15 protein-coding genes are annotated in these 15,033 nt (G+C 46.8%); 5 read left to right on the top strand and 10 right to left on the bottom strand.

Annotated features, from left to right (window positions below; genetic code table 11):
- Positions 1-122 precede the first annotated feature (122 nt).
- The gene (locus tag NYE20_RS04020; protein ID WP_072173394.1) at positions 123-1,193 is read left to right on the top strand and encodes a DUF3900 domain-containing protein; all 1,071 of its coding nucleotides are present in this window, start codon (positions 123-125) and stop codon (positions 1,191-1,193) included.
- Positions 1,194-1,228: 35 nt separating this feature from the next.
- Here the strand turns inward: NYE20_RS04020 and NYE20_RS04015 are convergent, their stop codons facing one another.
- On the bottom strand, positions 1,229-2,338 hold the full coding sequence (locus NYE20_RS04015) for an FAD-dependent oxidoreductase (protein ID WP_161621416.1): 1,110 nt from the start codon (positions 2,336-2,338) through the stop codon (positions 1,229-1,231).
- 162 nt (positions 2,339-2,500) lie between these two features.
- Between NYE20_RS04015 and yetL the strand changes: the two genes are divergently transcribed.
- Positions 2,501-3,004, top strand: coding sequence for a transcriptional regulator YetL (gene yetL / locus NYE20_RS04010; protein ID WP_071578241.1), 504 nt, complete (start codon positions 2,501-2,503; stop codon positions 3,002-3,004).
- A gap of 225 nt (positions 3,005-3,229) precedes the next feature.
- Here the strand turns inward: yetL and NYE20_RS04005 are convergent, their stop codons facing one another.
- The 3 genes from NYE20_RS04005 to NYE20_RS03995 form a co-directional block, all read right to left on the bottom strand.
- Positions 3,230-3,874 (bottom strand): Bax inhibitor-1 family protein, encoded by a 645-nt coding sequence (locus NYE20_RS04005; protein WP_015252597.1) that lies wholly within the window; start codon positions 3,872-3,874, stop codon positions 3,230-3,232.
- Positions 3,875-3,983: 109 nt separating this feature from the next.
- Positions 3,984-4,151: a YezD family protein gene (locus tag NYE20_RS04000; protein ID WP_077671638.1), complete on the bottom strand. Its 168-nt coding sequence runs from the start codon at positions 4,149-4,151 to the stop codon at positions 3,984-3,986.
- 154 nt (positions 4,152-4,305) lie between these two features.
- Complete coding sequence (locus NYE20_RS03995) at positions 4,306-5,178, bottom strand: STAS domain-containing protein (protein ID WP_029317447.1); 873 nt, start codon at positions 5,176-5,178, stop codon at positions 4,306-4,308.
- Positions 5,179-5,375: 197 nt separating this feature from the next.
- Here NYE20_RS03995 and NYE20_RS03990 point away from each other — a divergent pair, with 197 nt between their 5' ends.
- The 3 genes from NYE20_RS03990 (at position 5,376) to hmoA (ending at position 6,754) form a co-directional block, all read left to right on the top strand.
- Entirely contained in the window at positions 5,376-5,870 is a 495-nt protein-coding gene (locus NYE20_RS03990; protein WP_161621415.1) for a hypothetical protein, read from the top strand.
- Positions 5,871-5,961: 91 nt separating this feature from the next.
- On the top strand, positions 5,962-6,324 hold the full coding sequence (locus NYE20_RS03985; protein ID WP_003233803.1) for a VOC family protein: 363 nt from the start codon (positions 5,962-5,964) through the stop codon (positions 6,322-6,324).
- Between the two features lie 103 nt (positions 6,325-6,427).
- Positions 6,428-6,754, top strand: coding sequence for a heme-degrading oxygenase HmoA (gene hmoA / locus NYE20_RS03980; protein WP_003243958.1), 327 nt, complete (start codon positions 6,428-6,430; stop codon positions 6,752-6,754).
- 36 nt (positions 6,755-6,790) lie between these two features.
- Here hmoA and NYE20_RS03975 read toward each other — a convergent pair whose 3' ends face one another.
- From NYE20_RS03975 to NYE20_RS03950, 6 genes are all read right to left on the bottom strand, one after another.
- Positions 6,791-7,486, bottom strand: coding sequence for a DUF421 domain-containing protein (locus NYE20_RS03975; protein ID WP_032726686.1), 696 nt, complete (start codon positions 7,484-7,486; stop codon positions 6,791-6,793).
- 74 nt (positions 7,487-7,560) lie between these two features.
- Complete coding sequence (gene lplD / locus NYE20_RS03970; RefSeq protein WP_161619323.1) at positions 7,561-8,901, bottom strand: alpha-galacturonidase LplD; 1,341 nt, start codon at positions 8,899-8,901, stop codon at positions 7,561-7,563.
- Positions 8,902-8,909: 8 nt separating this feature from the next.
- Positions 8,910-9,797, bottom strand: a complete 888-nt coding sequence (locus NYE20_RS03965) for a carbohydrate ABC transporter permease (RefSeq protein WP_003242715.1) — start codon at positions 9,795-9,797, stop codon at positions 8,910-8,912.
- Positions 9,798-9,810: 13 nt separating this feature from the next.
- Positions 9,811-10,767, bottom strand: a complete 957-nt coding sequence (locus NYE20_RS03960; RefSeq protein WP_003233808.1) for a sugar ABC transporter permease — start codon at positions 10,765-10,767, stop codon at positions 9,811-9,813.
- 54 nt (positions 10,768-10,821) lie between these two features.
- Positions 10,822-12,330, bottom strand: a complete 1,509-nt coding sequence (locus NYE20_RS03955) for an extracellular solute-binding protein (protein ID WP_339184571.1) — start codon at positions 12,328-12,330, stop codon at positions 10,822-10,824.
- Positions 12,331-12,451: 121 nt separating this feature from the next.
- Positions 12,452-15,025 carry a hypothetical protein gene (locus tag NYE20_RS03950; protein WP_161621413.1) on the bottom strand — a complete coding sequence of 858 codons (2,574 nt, stop codon included), beginning with the start codon at positions 15,023-15,025 and terminating at the stop codon, positions 12,452-12,454.
- Positions 15,026-15,033 lie beyond the last annotated feature (8 nt).

The following is a 15,033-nucleotide window of genomic DNA, read 5'->3' as shown; positions in this document are numbered from 1 at the left end:
CTTCTATTTGACTACATTTCCCTTTCATGGTCATGATTATTCCGTTCTCCCAATTGACGCATGATTGCTGTTTTTTCTATACTTGAGAAGCTGTACAATACGCGAATAAGGTGAGTTTATATATGGATTTTGAAATTCGGTTTTTATCCTTTTATGTCATACAGGTGGAAGGCAAAGATGAGCAGGCGAACAAGCAGTTCAAGCACTTCCAGACCCTTGATACGGGCGAATTTGAAGAAAGCGAGCTGAAGGACTTTCTCGACGGGGAACTGAAAAAAATCGTCAAACGGAAAGCAGACCGCCATCCGCAGTCCGAGCAGGTGCCGACGAAAATCGGCCATTTTATCGTCGAGCCCGGCCACGAGCTTGATTCCAACCCAAACTACAACATGTTCAACCGCGCGCGTCTGGCGGAAACAATAGAAGACTTCAATGAGCTGAGCGAGCAGTTCGTCCGCACGTACCTTGACACAAGCGCGGTTCGCGGCGGCGTGTTTCTCGTCGCTTCGGCCGTGCCGAGAAAATACTTTGACGAGTCATTTGTCTTCATTATGAAATGTGATTTTGAGCCGAAGGTCGCCCGCATCTCTGACGCGTCTTCTCTCATTAAAAAAGTCGAAATGGCGATCACGACAAAAAACATGAAAAGCATCCAATATCCATACATGCCCGAGGAAGGAATGGTCGAGGAAGGCGAGCTGAAAATCCACCAGGCCTCGCACGCCCGCTATTTTGAGGACTTTCTGAAATTCGTCGAGTACGGCGAATCGATGCCGGAAATCATGAAAAACCAGGTCATGAACATGGTGCAGGAGCACGTCTACGAGACATTTGAAGACAACAGCGAAGAGCTCAAGCAGTTCGAGCACGACATTGAAATTTGGGAAGCAAGCGAAAAGCGGGAAATCCAAGAGCGCCTCGACACCCATCAAGTCATCGAAGCCTCCGCCCAAATCATCGAGCACACGCCAGAGGCCCAGCTGAAAATGAAAGTCGGAGAAACAGAGATTAAGGGATTGCTAGCGGATTTTGGCGATTCTATTCATCTCGCAAAAGTAAACGGGCGCTATGTCGCGCTGATTGAAGCCGAGACGATTTCGTTTGAGAAAGGCAGTTCACCGGTGGAGTTTTATAAGCCTGAGGGGCTGCATGAGGTGATTGAGCGGATAAGGAATAAAACAGAGCAAGAATAAAAAAGTCCAGAAATCACTTTCTGGACTTTTCCTATTTAATACCCTTCCCTCAACACCGCATAGCACTCCCCAATCAGTTCTTCCGCTCCCGGCTCTCCTTTCAGCCCGCGGCGGACGATTTCCGATGATAGGTTCTGGACTTTGAGCGCTCGTGGGGCTCTTCTTTTGTAGTACGCCTGTAATGCTGTTTCGTGGTCGGCGTGGTTTTGGAGTTCTTCGGCGAGGACGATGGCATCCTCGATCGCCATTGCCGCTCCTTGCGCCAGGGTCGGCGCGCCGACGTGGGCAGCGTCTCCTCCGATGACAACGCGGCCTTTATGCCATGGCTCCTGCACGGCGACCTGCTCCAGTTTGTTAAAGATGACAGGATGCTGTTTTGACATGTGCTTTGTGACAAAATCCAGCCCCCGAAAACCAGAAAGAATCTCTTTTACTCTATCAAACCGGGTATCTTCCTCATCCCAGTAATCGCTCGTGCAAGGCTGGAGGACGAAGACATAGCCAGCGTGTTCTGCCAATGGCACCACCCCGATTTGTGTGTCTCCGCTTCTATACATGAATGTTGCGTCCTCGAATGTGTAATCAGGAAGTTCGATATAAAAGCGCCACGCTCCCATGCCGAGATGCTCTTTTTCCGTCTCCTTTTGCAGCATTATATCGCGAACAACGGAGTGAATGCCGTCAAAGCCCGCCAGAATGTCAGCCTGCATCTTTTCCCCATCTTCACATACGGCAGTGACCGATTCAGCTGTTTCTTCATAAGCGACAACCTTTTTCCCCCACTTGATGTCTACACCCGCCGCCTCGGCATGCTTCATGAGAATGTCATTTAACGTTTTGCGCAGGATATTATTGCGTCCCGGAAGTGAATCGTCTAAAAAGGATTCACTGACTTGAAACAGCAAATTCCCCTGTTCATCAAACGTTTTAAACCATTCTGTTTGAAAGCCGTGCTTACAGCACTCTTCGAATACGCCCAGTTCTTTTAACACCGCCAGTGCGTTTTGCGGCTGAAGAATCCCCGCACCTGTTTTTCGGTTTTCTGAAGCCGCTTCACATAAGGTGACGGAAAACCCTGCCTTACGGAGAGAAATGGCCGCTGACAAGCCGCCGATGCCGCCTCCTGCAATTAACATATGTTTCATATCAATAACCACCTTTTCAGCTCTATATGTATTAGTTAGGCACCTAACTATATTACCTTACTATGTCCCAAGAAAATCTGTCAATCATCTCCAAGCCAAGTTGCGTTATGGTTTTCCCTCCTTTATAATCGTGTCACAACGAATGTACGGGAGCTACTTGCGATGGAATTAAAACATTTACCGAAATATAAGCATATAACAGAGCACGCCGAAACGTATGCCAATATTGACGCCGGCTCTCTTGAATTGTTTTTATCTCTTTTTGATATTTCAAAAAAAATGAATCATGTGATGGAGCATTACTTTGCTGGCCGAGGGCTGTCAGAAGGAAAATTCAAAATCCTGATGCTGCTCTTTGATGCCAAGGATCATAGGTTAAGTCCGACAGAGCTTGCCAAACAGTCAAACGTCACGAAAGCGACAATTACAGGCCTGCTGGACGGGCTGGCGAGAGACGGTTTTGTCAGCCGCAGGCATCACACAGAGGATAAACGAAAAATCAGCATTGAACTGACAACGGAAGGCAAAGCACGCCTTGAGCAATTTCTGCCCGGCCATTTCAGCAAAATATCCGCTGTCATGGAAAACTACAGCGACGAGGAAAAAGACATGTTCGTGAAGATGCTTGGTGATCTTTTTGAAAGGCTGAGCGTGTTTAAAGACTAAAAAACCCGTCCGATCTGGACAGGCTACAGCGTCTTTCTGCAGCTGGATACGCATTGGCTGTTTTTTCTTTATGGCCGTCACAAATATGCCGCCGATGACACATGCAATGTGCACAAGCTCAAACGGCTCCTTCAATAGCACGCCTGACAACATGACAGACGCACGACTCCACCTGCCTTTTTGTGTATGGCAAAAAACGCCTATCCAATGACAGGCGCTTTTTCATTAATCATCACTGCTCAAAATGCCGAAGAAGCGGAGCAGGTTGATGAATAAGTTGATAAAGTCAAGGTACAGCGATAATGCCATAACGGGAATCAAGTCTTCCGTAATGTGGCGGTGTTTGATTTGGTTCAAATCATACAAAATGTAAAGGGAAAAGACGATGGTTCCGATCACGGAATACGCCATCATCGCCGCTGAGTTTAACGGGCTGAAAATGTTGAAAATCCCTACCACTGCGAGGGCGAGCACCGCAACCAGCAGAAATGACCATAGGAAGGATAAATCCTTCTTCATTTTTGCGCCGATTGTGCCCAAGACGGCAAAAATGACAAATGTAGAGCCAAAGGCTTCGAGCACGACATAGGCGCCGGCGATGGAAGCGTAATGGCTGACGATCGGAAATAAGGTAATGCCGGAAACGAACGCGAATGTATATACAAACGCATACCCGACCGCTTTTCTTCTGCGCATCCAGAAGGCCAGAATAATCATCGCCACTTCAAGAATAGAAAGCGGCAGCATCAAAGCGGCAGGAACAAATTGGCCGATAAAAAGGCCGACAGTCGCGATCAGCAATGTGAAGACAAAGACTGTCAAAATGCGTTGCATGATCGATTGCTTACTCTCGTGAACCGTAGCTTGCATGTCAAAAATCCTCCTAAAAAATGATCTTAAAGGTCTATTATATAAAAATTGGATGAAATATGTATATGTTTTAAGGAGAATTTAATGAAAACAAACGCCCTTTACATTATCATTTTGATTCTTTCCTTTTCAGCGAAAAACGGTGCTTTTCTATTTTCTCAATTTGGGTAATCTGAGAATCATGAACCGTAATCTGAACCGTGCCGAAATCGAGTGTTTCCAGCGAGCTGATGATTTTTTTAATCACTTCCGGATCAATCGTTGATTTAGAAACCAAAAGACCTTCCCCCCTGTTGAATAGGTTTTAATTCACAGTATTCTTATAAGAATTATAATATTATGTTTTTTTTGATAAATCAATGGTGATTTCTGTTCAAATCAAAAAGGCATATGATCACCCGGTGACGGACAATCATATGCCTGGAAACTTCCTATTTGTTTTCTTCCAATTCCTCAACAATACAGCGGACACCCATGTTTTCTAATGCCTGCTTCAGCGTGCCGTACGTTTCATATTCACTAAAATCAAGCCCCAATTGAATCGATGTTTGGGCCACATCCGGGCGAATCCCTGAAAATACGGCTTTGACGCCTAATAAGAAAAGTGTTTTAGACAGGTTGTACAATTGCTGAGCCACCATGGTATCCACAATCGGAACACCCGAAAGATCAACGACGAGGCTTGTGATTTTTCTCTCGACACAGCGGACCGGCACTGTTTCTAAAATGACCTGTGCCCGTTTTGTATCAATGGAGCCGATAAGCGGCAATATCCCGATTCCATCGGCAATCGAAATAACCGGGCAGCCAAGCTCTGAGATCAATTCCTGCTGAGATGTGAGCCTCATCAGCATGAATTTTTGGTACTGCTCGGAGAATTCAATAATCAGCTTATCGAACGACTGATTCACAATGCGGTTCCATCGGTCTGCATCCTCATTTGTCACAATCTCCTGATTCTCTTTTATAAATGTGACGACTGCGTCCCAGAATGAGATTCTTGAATTGGATATGGCTTCTACGACCTCATGAACTTGAACATCCTGCTCTACCCTGTTTTTCGCAACGTTTTGCGCCCATTTTGTCATGTTTTCTTGAAAATCGGTTTGATCCTCCAGAAATGCGCTTGCGATTGTTATATTGGTAAATGTATGCTGCTCGGTTAAAAGTGTTTTCGTTTCTTCACTTAAATGGCTGGCGGAATATAGCTCGCCTTTTAGCTGGCAACGCAAACTGAACCATTTCTCAGTAATATCCGCAGTGTTGTCTATGATATATTGATATAATAATTGATCGATATTCACGGTCTGTCTCCTTTTTCGTAATAGAAGCACTTTCATTATAAAATGATAAATCGGAATTGTGAATAAGACTAGAGAAAAATCAAATGATTCTGCTCTCTGAGAGCATTCCTGCTTCATATCCTTAGGCGAATGCACCAATAAGAGTCCGCCCGCATAAACTGCAATGTACAGTTTACAATGAGAAAGGACGTTATCACATGTATTATGTTGATCCTTATATGTTTGCGGGGCATTTTTATGAGCCTTGGCCTGCTTTTGAATATGAATACCGATATCCATGGCCTGGCATTGGCAGCGGCGCTGTTCCGGGCTTCGGCGGCGGCTCCGGCCCTGGCATTGGCGGTGGCGCTGTTCCAGGCTTTGGCGGCGGCTCCGGCCCTGGTATTGGCAGCGGTGCCAGCCCAGGCTTCAGCGGTGCGCCACAGGGACCTCCTCCTTCCCAAATACCAGCGAAACCCCCAAAACCGCAGGGTTCTCAAGGAGCCGTTTTGTTAGTTGAACCAATCACCATTCGTCCTTGCCTTTTCCGATTTACCTATGTTTGGTTAACCAATGGCCGCTCATTTTGGTTTTACCCGATCATCCTTGGCAGAAGGTCTGTCGGCGGCTTTTATTGGGATTCCTCACGGCGCCGCTGGGTTTATTTCGCCTTAGACACAAATCACATCGATGTTGTCAGCTGCTCATTTTAAAAATCAGCCGGTTTCCCGGCTGATTTTTTTATGTTACTTCGGCCGTAAACAGGTTATAGTATTATTATCTTTTCAACTTGGAGGTTTCCCTATGATCAAACAAATTGGCACTGTTGCTGTATATGTCGAGGACCAGCAGAAAGCGAAGCAATTTTGGACAGAGAAGGTAGGCTTTGATATTGCAGCGGACCACCCAATGGGACCTGAAGCAAGCTGGCTGGAGGTTGCGCCAAAAGGGGCCGAGACTCGTTTAGTCATTTACCCGAAAGCCATGATGAAAGGCTCAGAGCAAATGAAGGCTTCTATTGTGTTTGAATGCGAAGACATCTTTGGTACATACGAGAAAATGAAGACAAACGGTGTAGAATTTCTCGGTGAGCCCAATCAAATGGAGTGGGGCACCTTCGTTCAATTTAAGGACGAAGACGGAAATGTGTTTTTATTAAAAGAATAAACTGTTGCGCACGGCGGTTCGATTCCGTCCTGCGCTTTCTTTGACATTGAGAATGAATTTCATTTACAATTATTCATATGTGAGAATGATTGGAGTGAGACAAATGTTTGTACAGTTGAGAAAAATGACGGTTAAAGAAGGCTTTGCAGATAAAGTTATAGAACGTTTCAGCGCTGAAGGAATCATTGAAAAACAAGAAGGTTTAATTGATGTGACAGTGCTTGAGAAAAATGTGCGCCGCGGTGATGAAGAAGTTGTTGTCATGATTCGCTGGGAATCAGAGGATCACTGGAAGCAATGGGAAAAAAGCGATGCGCATATCGCCGGCCATAAAGCAAACAAAGGCAAACCAAAGCCTGACTATCTGATCAGCACTGAAGTGAGCATGTACCATGTACGTGCTGTCAAACAAGGGACATACAATCAATAAAAAGCTTGCGCCTTGCTGCAAGCTTTTTTCTAAGAGTCATGTTGATCTGCTTTGTTCGTACGTTACAGTATACAGCGGCTTATTTTTATGCCATTCTGCAAATAACACGTCCTCTGTCTTATCAATGTTCTTCTTTTTCAATTCTTGTTTCAGCCACTGTTCATCCACACCTGCTTCCTTCAAATTATCCCGCACAATCTCTCCATCTATGATTAACGTGATCGGCAGAGAAACGGACTTCGAAGGAATCTGCAAATCCTTATTTGTCGGTTTGTCAAAGTCTGATTTTGGAAGCACGCTGACCATCCCGTTTGTTTCCAAAATCGCATATTCTACTTCTTGGATGGAAAAACTCCCCGCTTGCCTCAATAGGCTTTGCAGCTGGTTAATGTCTATCTTATTTTTCTTCATTACTTTATATTGAAGCTCTCCTTTGCGGATGACGATATTCGGCTCACCCTCCAAGAACTTTCGCGATGATTTCATTTTTTGCGTGATAAATTCAATAACATAAATCAGCACGCCCCACAGCAGCGAAGCAAAAATGATTTCTTTGATTTTGATATCATGATCGTAGACGGCATTTCCGACCAATTCTCCTAAAATTAAAGCAGAAATAAAGTCAAACGGCGTAATTTGAGAAAATTGGGTTTTCCCGAGAAGCTTTAAGATAATAAATAAAATGCCTAAACCGCAGACCAATTCTACCGCAACACTTAAATAATCTCCCATATTGATAGCACCTACTTCTTGATTATACTATCAGTATGGTCAATGGTTTCTTTTCTAAACCGGAAAAGCTCCGCTCAACGTTGCATGGTGCATTGGAGCATGTCATTGAAAAGCTGCTCTGCATCACTGCGGTCAATCCTGACAAGCGGGTCATTGAGGAAAGCTTGAAACGCGAGGCCAGTATCCTTTGTTAGACCTGCTTCCGACACTGCCTCTTGATTGGATATATGCCTAGCTGCCAGCATTTCCACACCTTTCGGAAGCGCTCCGGAAAAAATCGGCTGGACACGGTTCCTTGTGATGAATGCGTTTGTTTCGACAATGGCTTGTATAGGAAGGTTTGAGACCTGGCCTTGATTCGGCATATTTACATTTGTGACGAGTTCACCCAATCCGAGAAGAGCCGCTATGATGTTCACGCCTTCTTCTCCCGAAGCTTTCTCAGCAACGCCCCGTTGTTGCACGATCAACCGTTCTGTTTCTTGTCGTTTCTCAGCTCTGTCTTTTTTTCTGAATGATATAGGTGTGAGATGAAATTTCCATACTTCAGGCTGTTTGAGGTATGGGCCGGGAAGAAACTCTGCCAGATGCCTGTCTCCTGCAGCAGGGATGGCGCCATACGTTTCAAATAAATTAAACGCAACACGGTGTGCCGAACAAAAGACGCTGTCCCTCCAGCTTTCCGCCTCCAGCTCATATCCTGATTCCCCATAGTGCGCGCTGAATTCACGGAATATAGGCAGCAGGTCAATATGGCGGTAAGAGGCTTTTGTGATCCATGTAAAATGGTTAATGCCGAGCACATTAACGCGGATATCCTCACGCCGCGGCACCTCTATCCCCAGCCTTTCCGTGACCATTTCCGCCAATAGCTTTTGCGTCCCGAATACCTCGTGGCAGCAGCCAATCGCTTTGATTCCGGGAAACACTTTATACAGCACTCTTGTACAGACAGACATCGGGTTTGTATAATTAATGACCCATGATTCAGGTGCGTAGTCTCTTATTGCCCGGGCAATTTCCGCAAATATCGGCACAGCACGCAAGCCCCTGATGATCCCTCCAGGCCCGACAGTATCACCTACAGACTGATAAATACCGCAGCGCTCAGGCAAGTGGACATCGACTTCCATATCATCCAGTGATCCCGGCAAAATGGAAATAATGACGATATCAGCGGCTGATAACGCCTTTTTCAAAGTAGAAACAGCCTCATATCTCCATCTGCCGTTCCCGCTGTGATTGCCGATCACTTCATTTTTCTGAGCGGCTTCAAAATCAAGATCATAGAGCGCCACCGTGCCTGACATCCGTTCATCAATCGACAAATCACTCATCAGGCTTCTGGCCCAGCCTTGGGACCCCCCGCCGATATAGGCAATCTTAATCTGATCTAATGTACTGATATGAAACACTCCCTTTCTCAGCCTTTCACCGAACCGATCAGCATTCCTTTTGCAAAGTGTTTTTGTAAAAATGGATAGACCGCCAAAATCGGCAGCGTCGCAATGACAATGACAGCGAGTTTAATTCCCTGCTCCGGCGGAACTGCATTTTGCATCGTATCACCATTGGTCGCCGTTAAATCCGATAAAATTGTGACTTGGCGAAGCACCATTTGCAGCGGCCATTTTGCACTGTCATTGATATATAAGAGAGCGTGGAAGAAATCATTCCAAATCCCGACCGCATAAAACAGCGCAAAGGTCGCAATAACTGGCTTTGACAGTGGCAGGGCGATCCGCCAGAAGACGCCGATTTCGGAACAGCCGTCAATTTTTGCTGATTCCTCCAGCTCGCGCGGCAGCTGCTGAAAGAAGTTTTTGATAATAATAAGGTTGAACGGATTAATCGCCATCGGCAGAATCAATGCCCAATACGTATCCAAAAGGCCAAGTGATTTTACGACAAGGTACGTCGGAATCATGCCGCCTGAAAACAGCATGGAGAAAATCACCAGATTCAACAGCAGATTCCGTCCCTTCACATGCCGCTTCGCCAGCGGATACGCCATCGTGAAGGTGAAAAACAGCTGTACAGCCGTCCCAACAACCGTGATGAAGATGGACACACCCATGCTTCGAAGGAACGTTGGTGTCGAAAACACATACTTGTAAGCATCAAGCGTAAAGGTTTTCGGGAAAATAAAGAAGCTCCGCTGGGCGAGTTCCGCTTCTGTCGCAAAGGAACCGGCGATAATATATAAAAACGGCAAAATGGTAATCGCGCCGACACCGCCGAGAAACAGAATGTTGCAGACGTCAAACACCCGTCCGGCTTTGGTGTTGTGCATCGTGTGAATTTCAGCCATACCTCTCCCTCCTCTAAAACAATCCTTCCTGATCAAACTTTTTCGCAATGTAATTGGCGCCAAAAATCAAGATAATCCCGACAACTGATTTAAACAAACCGACCGCCGTGCTGTAGCTATACGCCCCTTGGGTAATCCCCATCATGTACACATACGTGTCGAAGATGTCAGCCACACTGCGGTTGAGTGAGTTCGTCATCAAATACACCTGTTCAAAGCCAAGATTCAAAAAGCTGCCGATTCTTAAAATCAACAAAACGATAATGGTGCTTCTGATCGCCGGCAGCGTAATATGCCACATTCTCCTGAACCGCCCCGCTCCGTCCATGATGGCCGCTTCATACTGCTCTTGATCAACCGTAGCAAGCGCTGCCAAAAATAGAATCGTTCCCCAGCCTGTTTCCTTCCAAATGCTTTGCATCACAATCATCGGCCGGAACCAGTCTGCATCCGACAAGAAAGAAATCTGCTCACCTGTCAGGCTCATGATCATTTTGTTGATCACACCTGTATCGACAGTAAAGAAAACGAAGGTGATGCTGACCACAATTGTCCATGATACAAAATGGGGTACGTAAATGAAGGTTTGGATACATCTTTTATACACGGCCTTTCTTACCTCATTCAAAAGCAGGGCTAAAATGAGAGGCGCGGGAAAGGCAAACAAAAGATCCAGGCTCGCCAGCATGAGGGTGTTGCGCAGCAGCCGGAAAAAATCCGGATTCATAAAAAAGTCTTTGAAATAATCAAAGCCGACCCATTCGCTTTTCCAGAAGCCAAGATATGGCGAGTAGTCTTTAAAAGCGATCAGCACGCCCCACATCGGCAAGTATTTAAAAATCAAAAAATAAAGCAGACCGGGAATAAGAAGAAGATAAAGCCATTTGTCCCGTTTGAGCGCAGCCATCCAGCTGATGCCTTTTCCAGCGGTGAGAACAGGTGAATCTCCCTTCTTCGGCACTGTTTCCATATCTGTTCTCCTTTCGTGTTACCGGGGCGCCCGCCGAAAGGCAGGCGCATCGGTTTATTTTGACGATTGGTACAATTTGTTCAAGTCCTTCATCAGGTCATTGCCGCCGCTTTTTTTCCAAAGCTCCACTGCATCAGCGAACCCTTTTTCATCAATTTCTCCAATGATAAATTGTGTTCTCGCGTCGAGGATGATGTTGTCAAGCTGGGCACCTTTTTGGGTATAGACATCAGATACAAGCGACTCAGCCGGGTTAAAGACGGCTATTTTTTCTCCTTCGGTTATGATGTCCTTGCGATGCTGGAAGAGCTTGGTTTTCTGGTCTTCGATGTAATACTCGCTTTTCGGAATCGACATGCTGAACTGTGCCAAGCCTTCATGCTCATACAGGAGAGATTTGTTATTTTTTTCAAGTGAAGTGAATACGCCGTCCTTGAGCTCGTAATTGCGGCCCTTCACTCCGTTGTTCGTGAGAATCTGCGCTTCCTTATCATTCATCTTATCGAGGAAGGACAGCACCTCTTTCAGCTCTTTTTCAGTTTTGACGCTTGATTTTGGTATCGTGATCATGCCTGAATAACCAGATGTCGGGAAAGTGCGCTTGCCATTCGGTCCCTCAAGCGAGCCGACGATATCAATGATATCCTTGTTCGACTCATCCGCCTCCTCCATCGCGCTTTGGATTTGAGACGCTCTTGAGCCTGTATCAACGATGACACCCGCTTTTCCTTTTACAACCGGATCATTCCACTTCGCAGAATCCATGACAGCAAAATCCTTATTAATCAATCCCTCATCATAGAGCTTTTTAAAAAACGTGAGCGCATTCATGTATTCCTTCGTTGTAAAATCTGGAATCAGCTTTCCGTTTTCAACACCGTAGCGGTTCGGAGCGCCGAACCAGATTTGCAGAACATCCCATGGGCTTCCGTTGCCGAGTCCCATCCATTTCGGCACGACCATGCCGTACGTATCATCCTTGCCGTTTCCGTCAGGATCTTTTTCCTTAAAGGCTTTCAGCACTTCATAGAAATCATCAAGCGTTTCCGGCATATCCAGACCGACATTTTTCAGCCAGTCGGTTCTGATGATCATACACGCCCTGATCAGATCCCTCGTTCTGTAGATTCCGTACACCTCGGCGTTCACCGAGCTGTTCTTCAAAATCTTTTCATCTGCCTGGCTTAAATTCTTGTAGTCTTTTAAATAAGGAGACAGTTCCCAAAACGCCCCTGCTTTGACAGACTTGATAAAGCCGGCTGACTTATCTTTAATGACAATCGCGTGAGGCATCTCTCCTGAAGCCATGACGATGTTGAATTTGTCGTTGTAGGATGAATCAGGCACCCATGTGACCTTAATCTCTTTGCCTGTGTATTTTTCGAGCGCTTTTAATGAAGGGCTCTTATCACTCGGGCTTTCCGGCGATAAAAGCGGCGCCATAATTTTGATCGTATCTTTCGAACCGCTTGCTGAATTGGATGTTTCCGAATGGCTGCATCCGGCGATCATCATGGCAGCAAGCGGCAAGGCGATCCATTTTTTTCGCATTCTTATTTTCATGTTGCGTAAGTCCCCCTTTTTTCAATTTGCATTTCCCCTTTGCCCCTCTCAATATAAAGCGCTTACATAAATTCTTGCAATCTTCATTTTTTGCACCATTTCTCCTATGAAATTCCGGCTGTTATCCTTTTTTGTCCGATGTTTCTTTTTTTGCCGGAAGGGAATCTCCGATCAGTTCCAGCGCCGCTATGACATTTAAACACCATTGAGAGACAGTGTTCGTTGTCACCCATGGAAGCTCCTCTAGCTGCGTCCATGTCTCGATGCGCTCCGGTTTGATCGGAAGCGGCGTATGGCTGAGCTTATCTTCTAGCAAAAGATTCCACGCTTTGGCGGCGAGATGAGGATCTTGTTTTTTTCTTGCGGCGTAGGCTGTCATACCGGCGGCGAACATCGGCCAGTGAAAATGCCCGTCATGAAGAGCGCCTCCGCTTTTTTTTCGTTTTTCCTCATCACTGAGTGTGTAAAATTCGCCGAATTCACTCAGCATATCCTCCCATTCCCGGTCATCAAGAAGCTCAGCCAGCTCCATCCACACTTGCGGCGCGCCGAAGGCAATGATCATATGATATCCGCCCGCAATGCCGTCTCCTATATGATGAAGCATCGAGGTCGCCGGATCATATTCAAATGTCGGGCCAGATAATAAGCGGAGCGGCAGCCGCTTCAGACAGTTGATTCCCGTTTCGATTTTTTTGAGATATTCCGGATTTTCGGTCCGCTCCCATTCCGCCAGCCAGTTCGAGCAAAACGCCGCCCAGTCCGGTCCCGTTCTGGCGTGAGTCGGGTGCTTGCCTTTCTCGTAAAAAGCGCGCATCGGATCGGTTTTGACGAGGGCATAATCGGCATCCTTCACTTCTGTCAAAAGATCTCCCGTCCGCTCATCACCCGTCAGATAATAATAGAATTTATAAAGCCCGGCCATGCTGATTCTCGCTTCCTTGCAGCCGCATCCCCAGTGCACAACGTTATGCCGTGAGCCAAGCCCGGCGTATTCACCGAGGTGAAAGCTGTCCGTTTCGCTCGTATGGCGGGTCATGGCTTCTGCCATGCGAAAGATATCCTCTCTGCCTGAGCGGAAAAACGCCTGCCACAGCCATAGGGTCGGAACGAGCTCATTGTTTTGCCATGCGTATCCGCCGAGATCGTACCGCCACATATGCCGAATCGGGTCATACGTATGCATGACATCGCCATAATGCCAAAAACCGTACCATCTGCGTTGCTCTACTTCCTTTTTATAAAACAGAAAGGCCGCATCAAGCTGTTCTTCCAGCTCTTTTTTGAGCGGATGGGATGTGTCAATGATGCTCCATACCCCGAGTGCTTTTGATTCGTAATAGACGTCCGGCTCGCATACAATGAGCGGCGGCGCCTGCCATTTGTCAGCCAGCGCATTGAGGACTTCGTCAGACGGCATGTGCGAAAAGCACGCCAGGCTGATTTCATTTGTGTTCGCAATGCCTGTCGGATCAGAGCGCATTTCATCAAAGCCTTCATACGCGCTGGCCACGTGGGTGTTTCCTGTATAATGCCGCAAATCCATCGCTTCGCCGTCCGGAGGCCAAAGCCAGATAGTCATTTTGGGGCGGCTGCCGGCAAGACCTGTGATTTCCAGTGCTGAAGGGTATTTCTCAAAGAAATACCGCAGGCCGAGAGCCACACCGCCATTTTTTCCGCCCGCATAGCAAAGCCCCTTCGCCCGGCTGCCATGCAGCATTCCAACCCACGCATAATCTTTTCCGGTCCGTTTTGACAGGCTGTAATGATCGCTGGAATCTTGCACGAGCTTGACATCGTCCCAAACCGCATTCTGTGTGCCATGTGCAAACCATTCCTTATGCTCTTCATCTGGAGACAGCATTTCGCCATTGATTTGTTTTTCATAAAGCGGATATCGTTCATTGAATTTACGTGTGCCAAACAGTTGGGCGGGTTCTTTGTACATCCCTTTCTCTCCCGCAAAGCGGAAATGGCGGTTGTACGGCTCTCCCTCCAAAAAAAGGTCGAATTCGATGCCGAGCCCCTTAACGAATTCTAGTTTACCGCTCCTGTCAATCAGCTGCGTGTGCACAAGGCCGATCTCAGACAGCCCGGCATAAAACGTTAATCGGATGACAAACGGCAGCCATTCCTCATACGTTTTATGGAGCACATGCACTCCCTCGATTTTGACTACTGCTTTGACAGGACCACTCTGCTCAATCGCCGCCCGTTTGATAAAGCTGGCAGACCTTTCATGCAAAAAAACCGTTTCCGCCGCCGACTCTTTTCTCGTTTCTCTTATTGCAACGAGCCTCCCGCCTGCGGCGATCGGCTTTCCGTTGATCTGCAATGATTGAATGAAATCAGATCCTGTTTTATGAATGGTACAAACGAGTGCTCCTGTATTCACTTGGATGTCATGCTCTGTCTCAAGAATGCTGAGCGATTCAGTTGGCTGCGGCACTTCTCTTTTGCGAACTGTAAAGCTTTGGTTTTCCTGACCGCCAAACACCGCCGCGTGCTTCGTCCACTTGATGCTCCCGTCCGGCCAATAGGCCGACGGTTCGCTTTGCACATATCGCGTTTCCGCGTTTTCATTCATAAGCGCCAGACGGTCTCCCTTTTTTAATTCTCCTTTTTTCCATGGCACGCCCCACGTCACGCCGCTTGTCAACTTTGGCTGTTCTGATAACCATTTGATCTTTTTCATCGGTCTCT

Source organism: Bacillus sp. FSL R5-0416, assembly GCF_037975425.1.
GTDB classification, from domain to species: Bacteria; Bacillota; Bacilli; order Bacillales; family Bacillaceae; genus Bacillus; species Bacillus subtilis.
This window is presented reverse-complemented; position numbering and strand designations above follow the sequence as displayed.

Bases quoted from the DNA above. Each gene is read 5' to 3' on its own strand.
- NYE20_RS04020 (WP_072173394.1), top strand. From the start codon at position 123: ATGGATTTTGAAATTCGGTTTTTATCCTTTTATGTCATACAGGTGGAA.
- NYE20_RS04015 (WP_161621416.1), bottom strand. From the start codon at position 2,338: ATGAAACATATGTTAATTGCAGGAGGCGGCATCGGCGGCTTGTCAGCG.
- yetL (WP_071578241.1), top strand. From the start codon at position 2,501: ATGGAATTAAAACATTTACCGAAATATAAGCATATAACAGAGCACGCC.
- NYE20_RS04005 (WP_015252597.1), bottom strand. From the start codon at position 3,874: ATGCAAGCTACGGTTCACGAGAGTAAGCAATCGATCATGCAACGCATT.
- NYE20_RS03990 (WP_161621415.1), top strand. From the start codon at position 5,376: ATGTATTATGTTGATCCTTATATGTTTGCGGGGCATTTTTATGAGCCT.
- NYE20_RS03985 (WP_003233803.1), top strand. From the start codon at position 5,962: ATGATCAAACAAATTGGCACTGTTGCTGTATATGTCGAGGACCAGCAG.
- hmoA (WP_003243958.1), top strand. From the start codon at position 6,428: ATGTTTGTACAGTTGAGAAAAATGACGGTTAAAGAAGGCTTTGCAGAT.
- NYE20_RS03975 (WP_032726686.1), bottom strand. From the start codon at position 7,486: ATGGGAGATTATTTAAGTGTTGCGGTAGAATTGGTCTGCGGTTTAGGC.
- NYE20_RS03965 (WP_003242715.1), bottom strand. From the start codon at position 9,797: ATGGCTGAAATTCACACGATGCACAACACCAAAGCCGGACGGGTGTTT.
- NYE20_RS03960 (WP_003233808.1), bottom strand. From the start codon at position 10,767: ATGGAAACAGTGCCGAAGAAGGGAGATTCACCTGTTCTCACCGCTGGA.
- NYE20_RS03955 (WP_339184571.1), bottom strand. From the start codon at position 12,330: ATGAAAATAAGAATGCGAAAAAAATGGATCGCCTTGCCGCTTGCTGCC.
- NYE20_RS03950 (WP_161621413.1), bottom strand. From the start codon at position 15,025: ATGAAAAAGATCAAATGGTTATCAGAACAGCCAAAGTTGACAAGCGGC.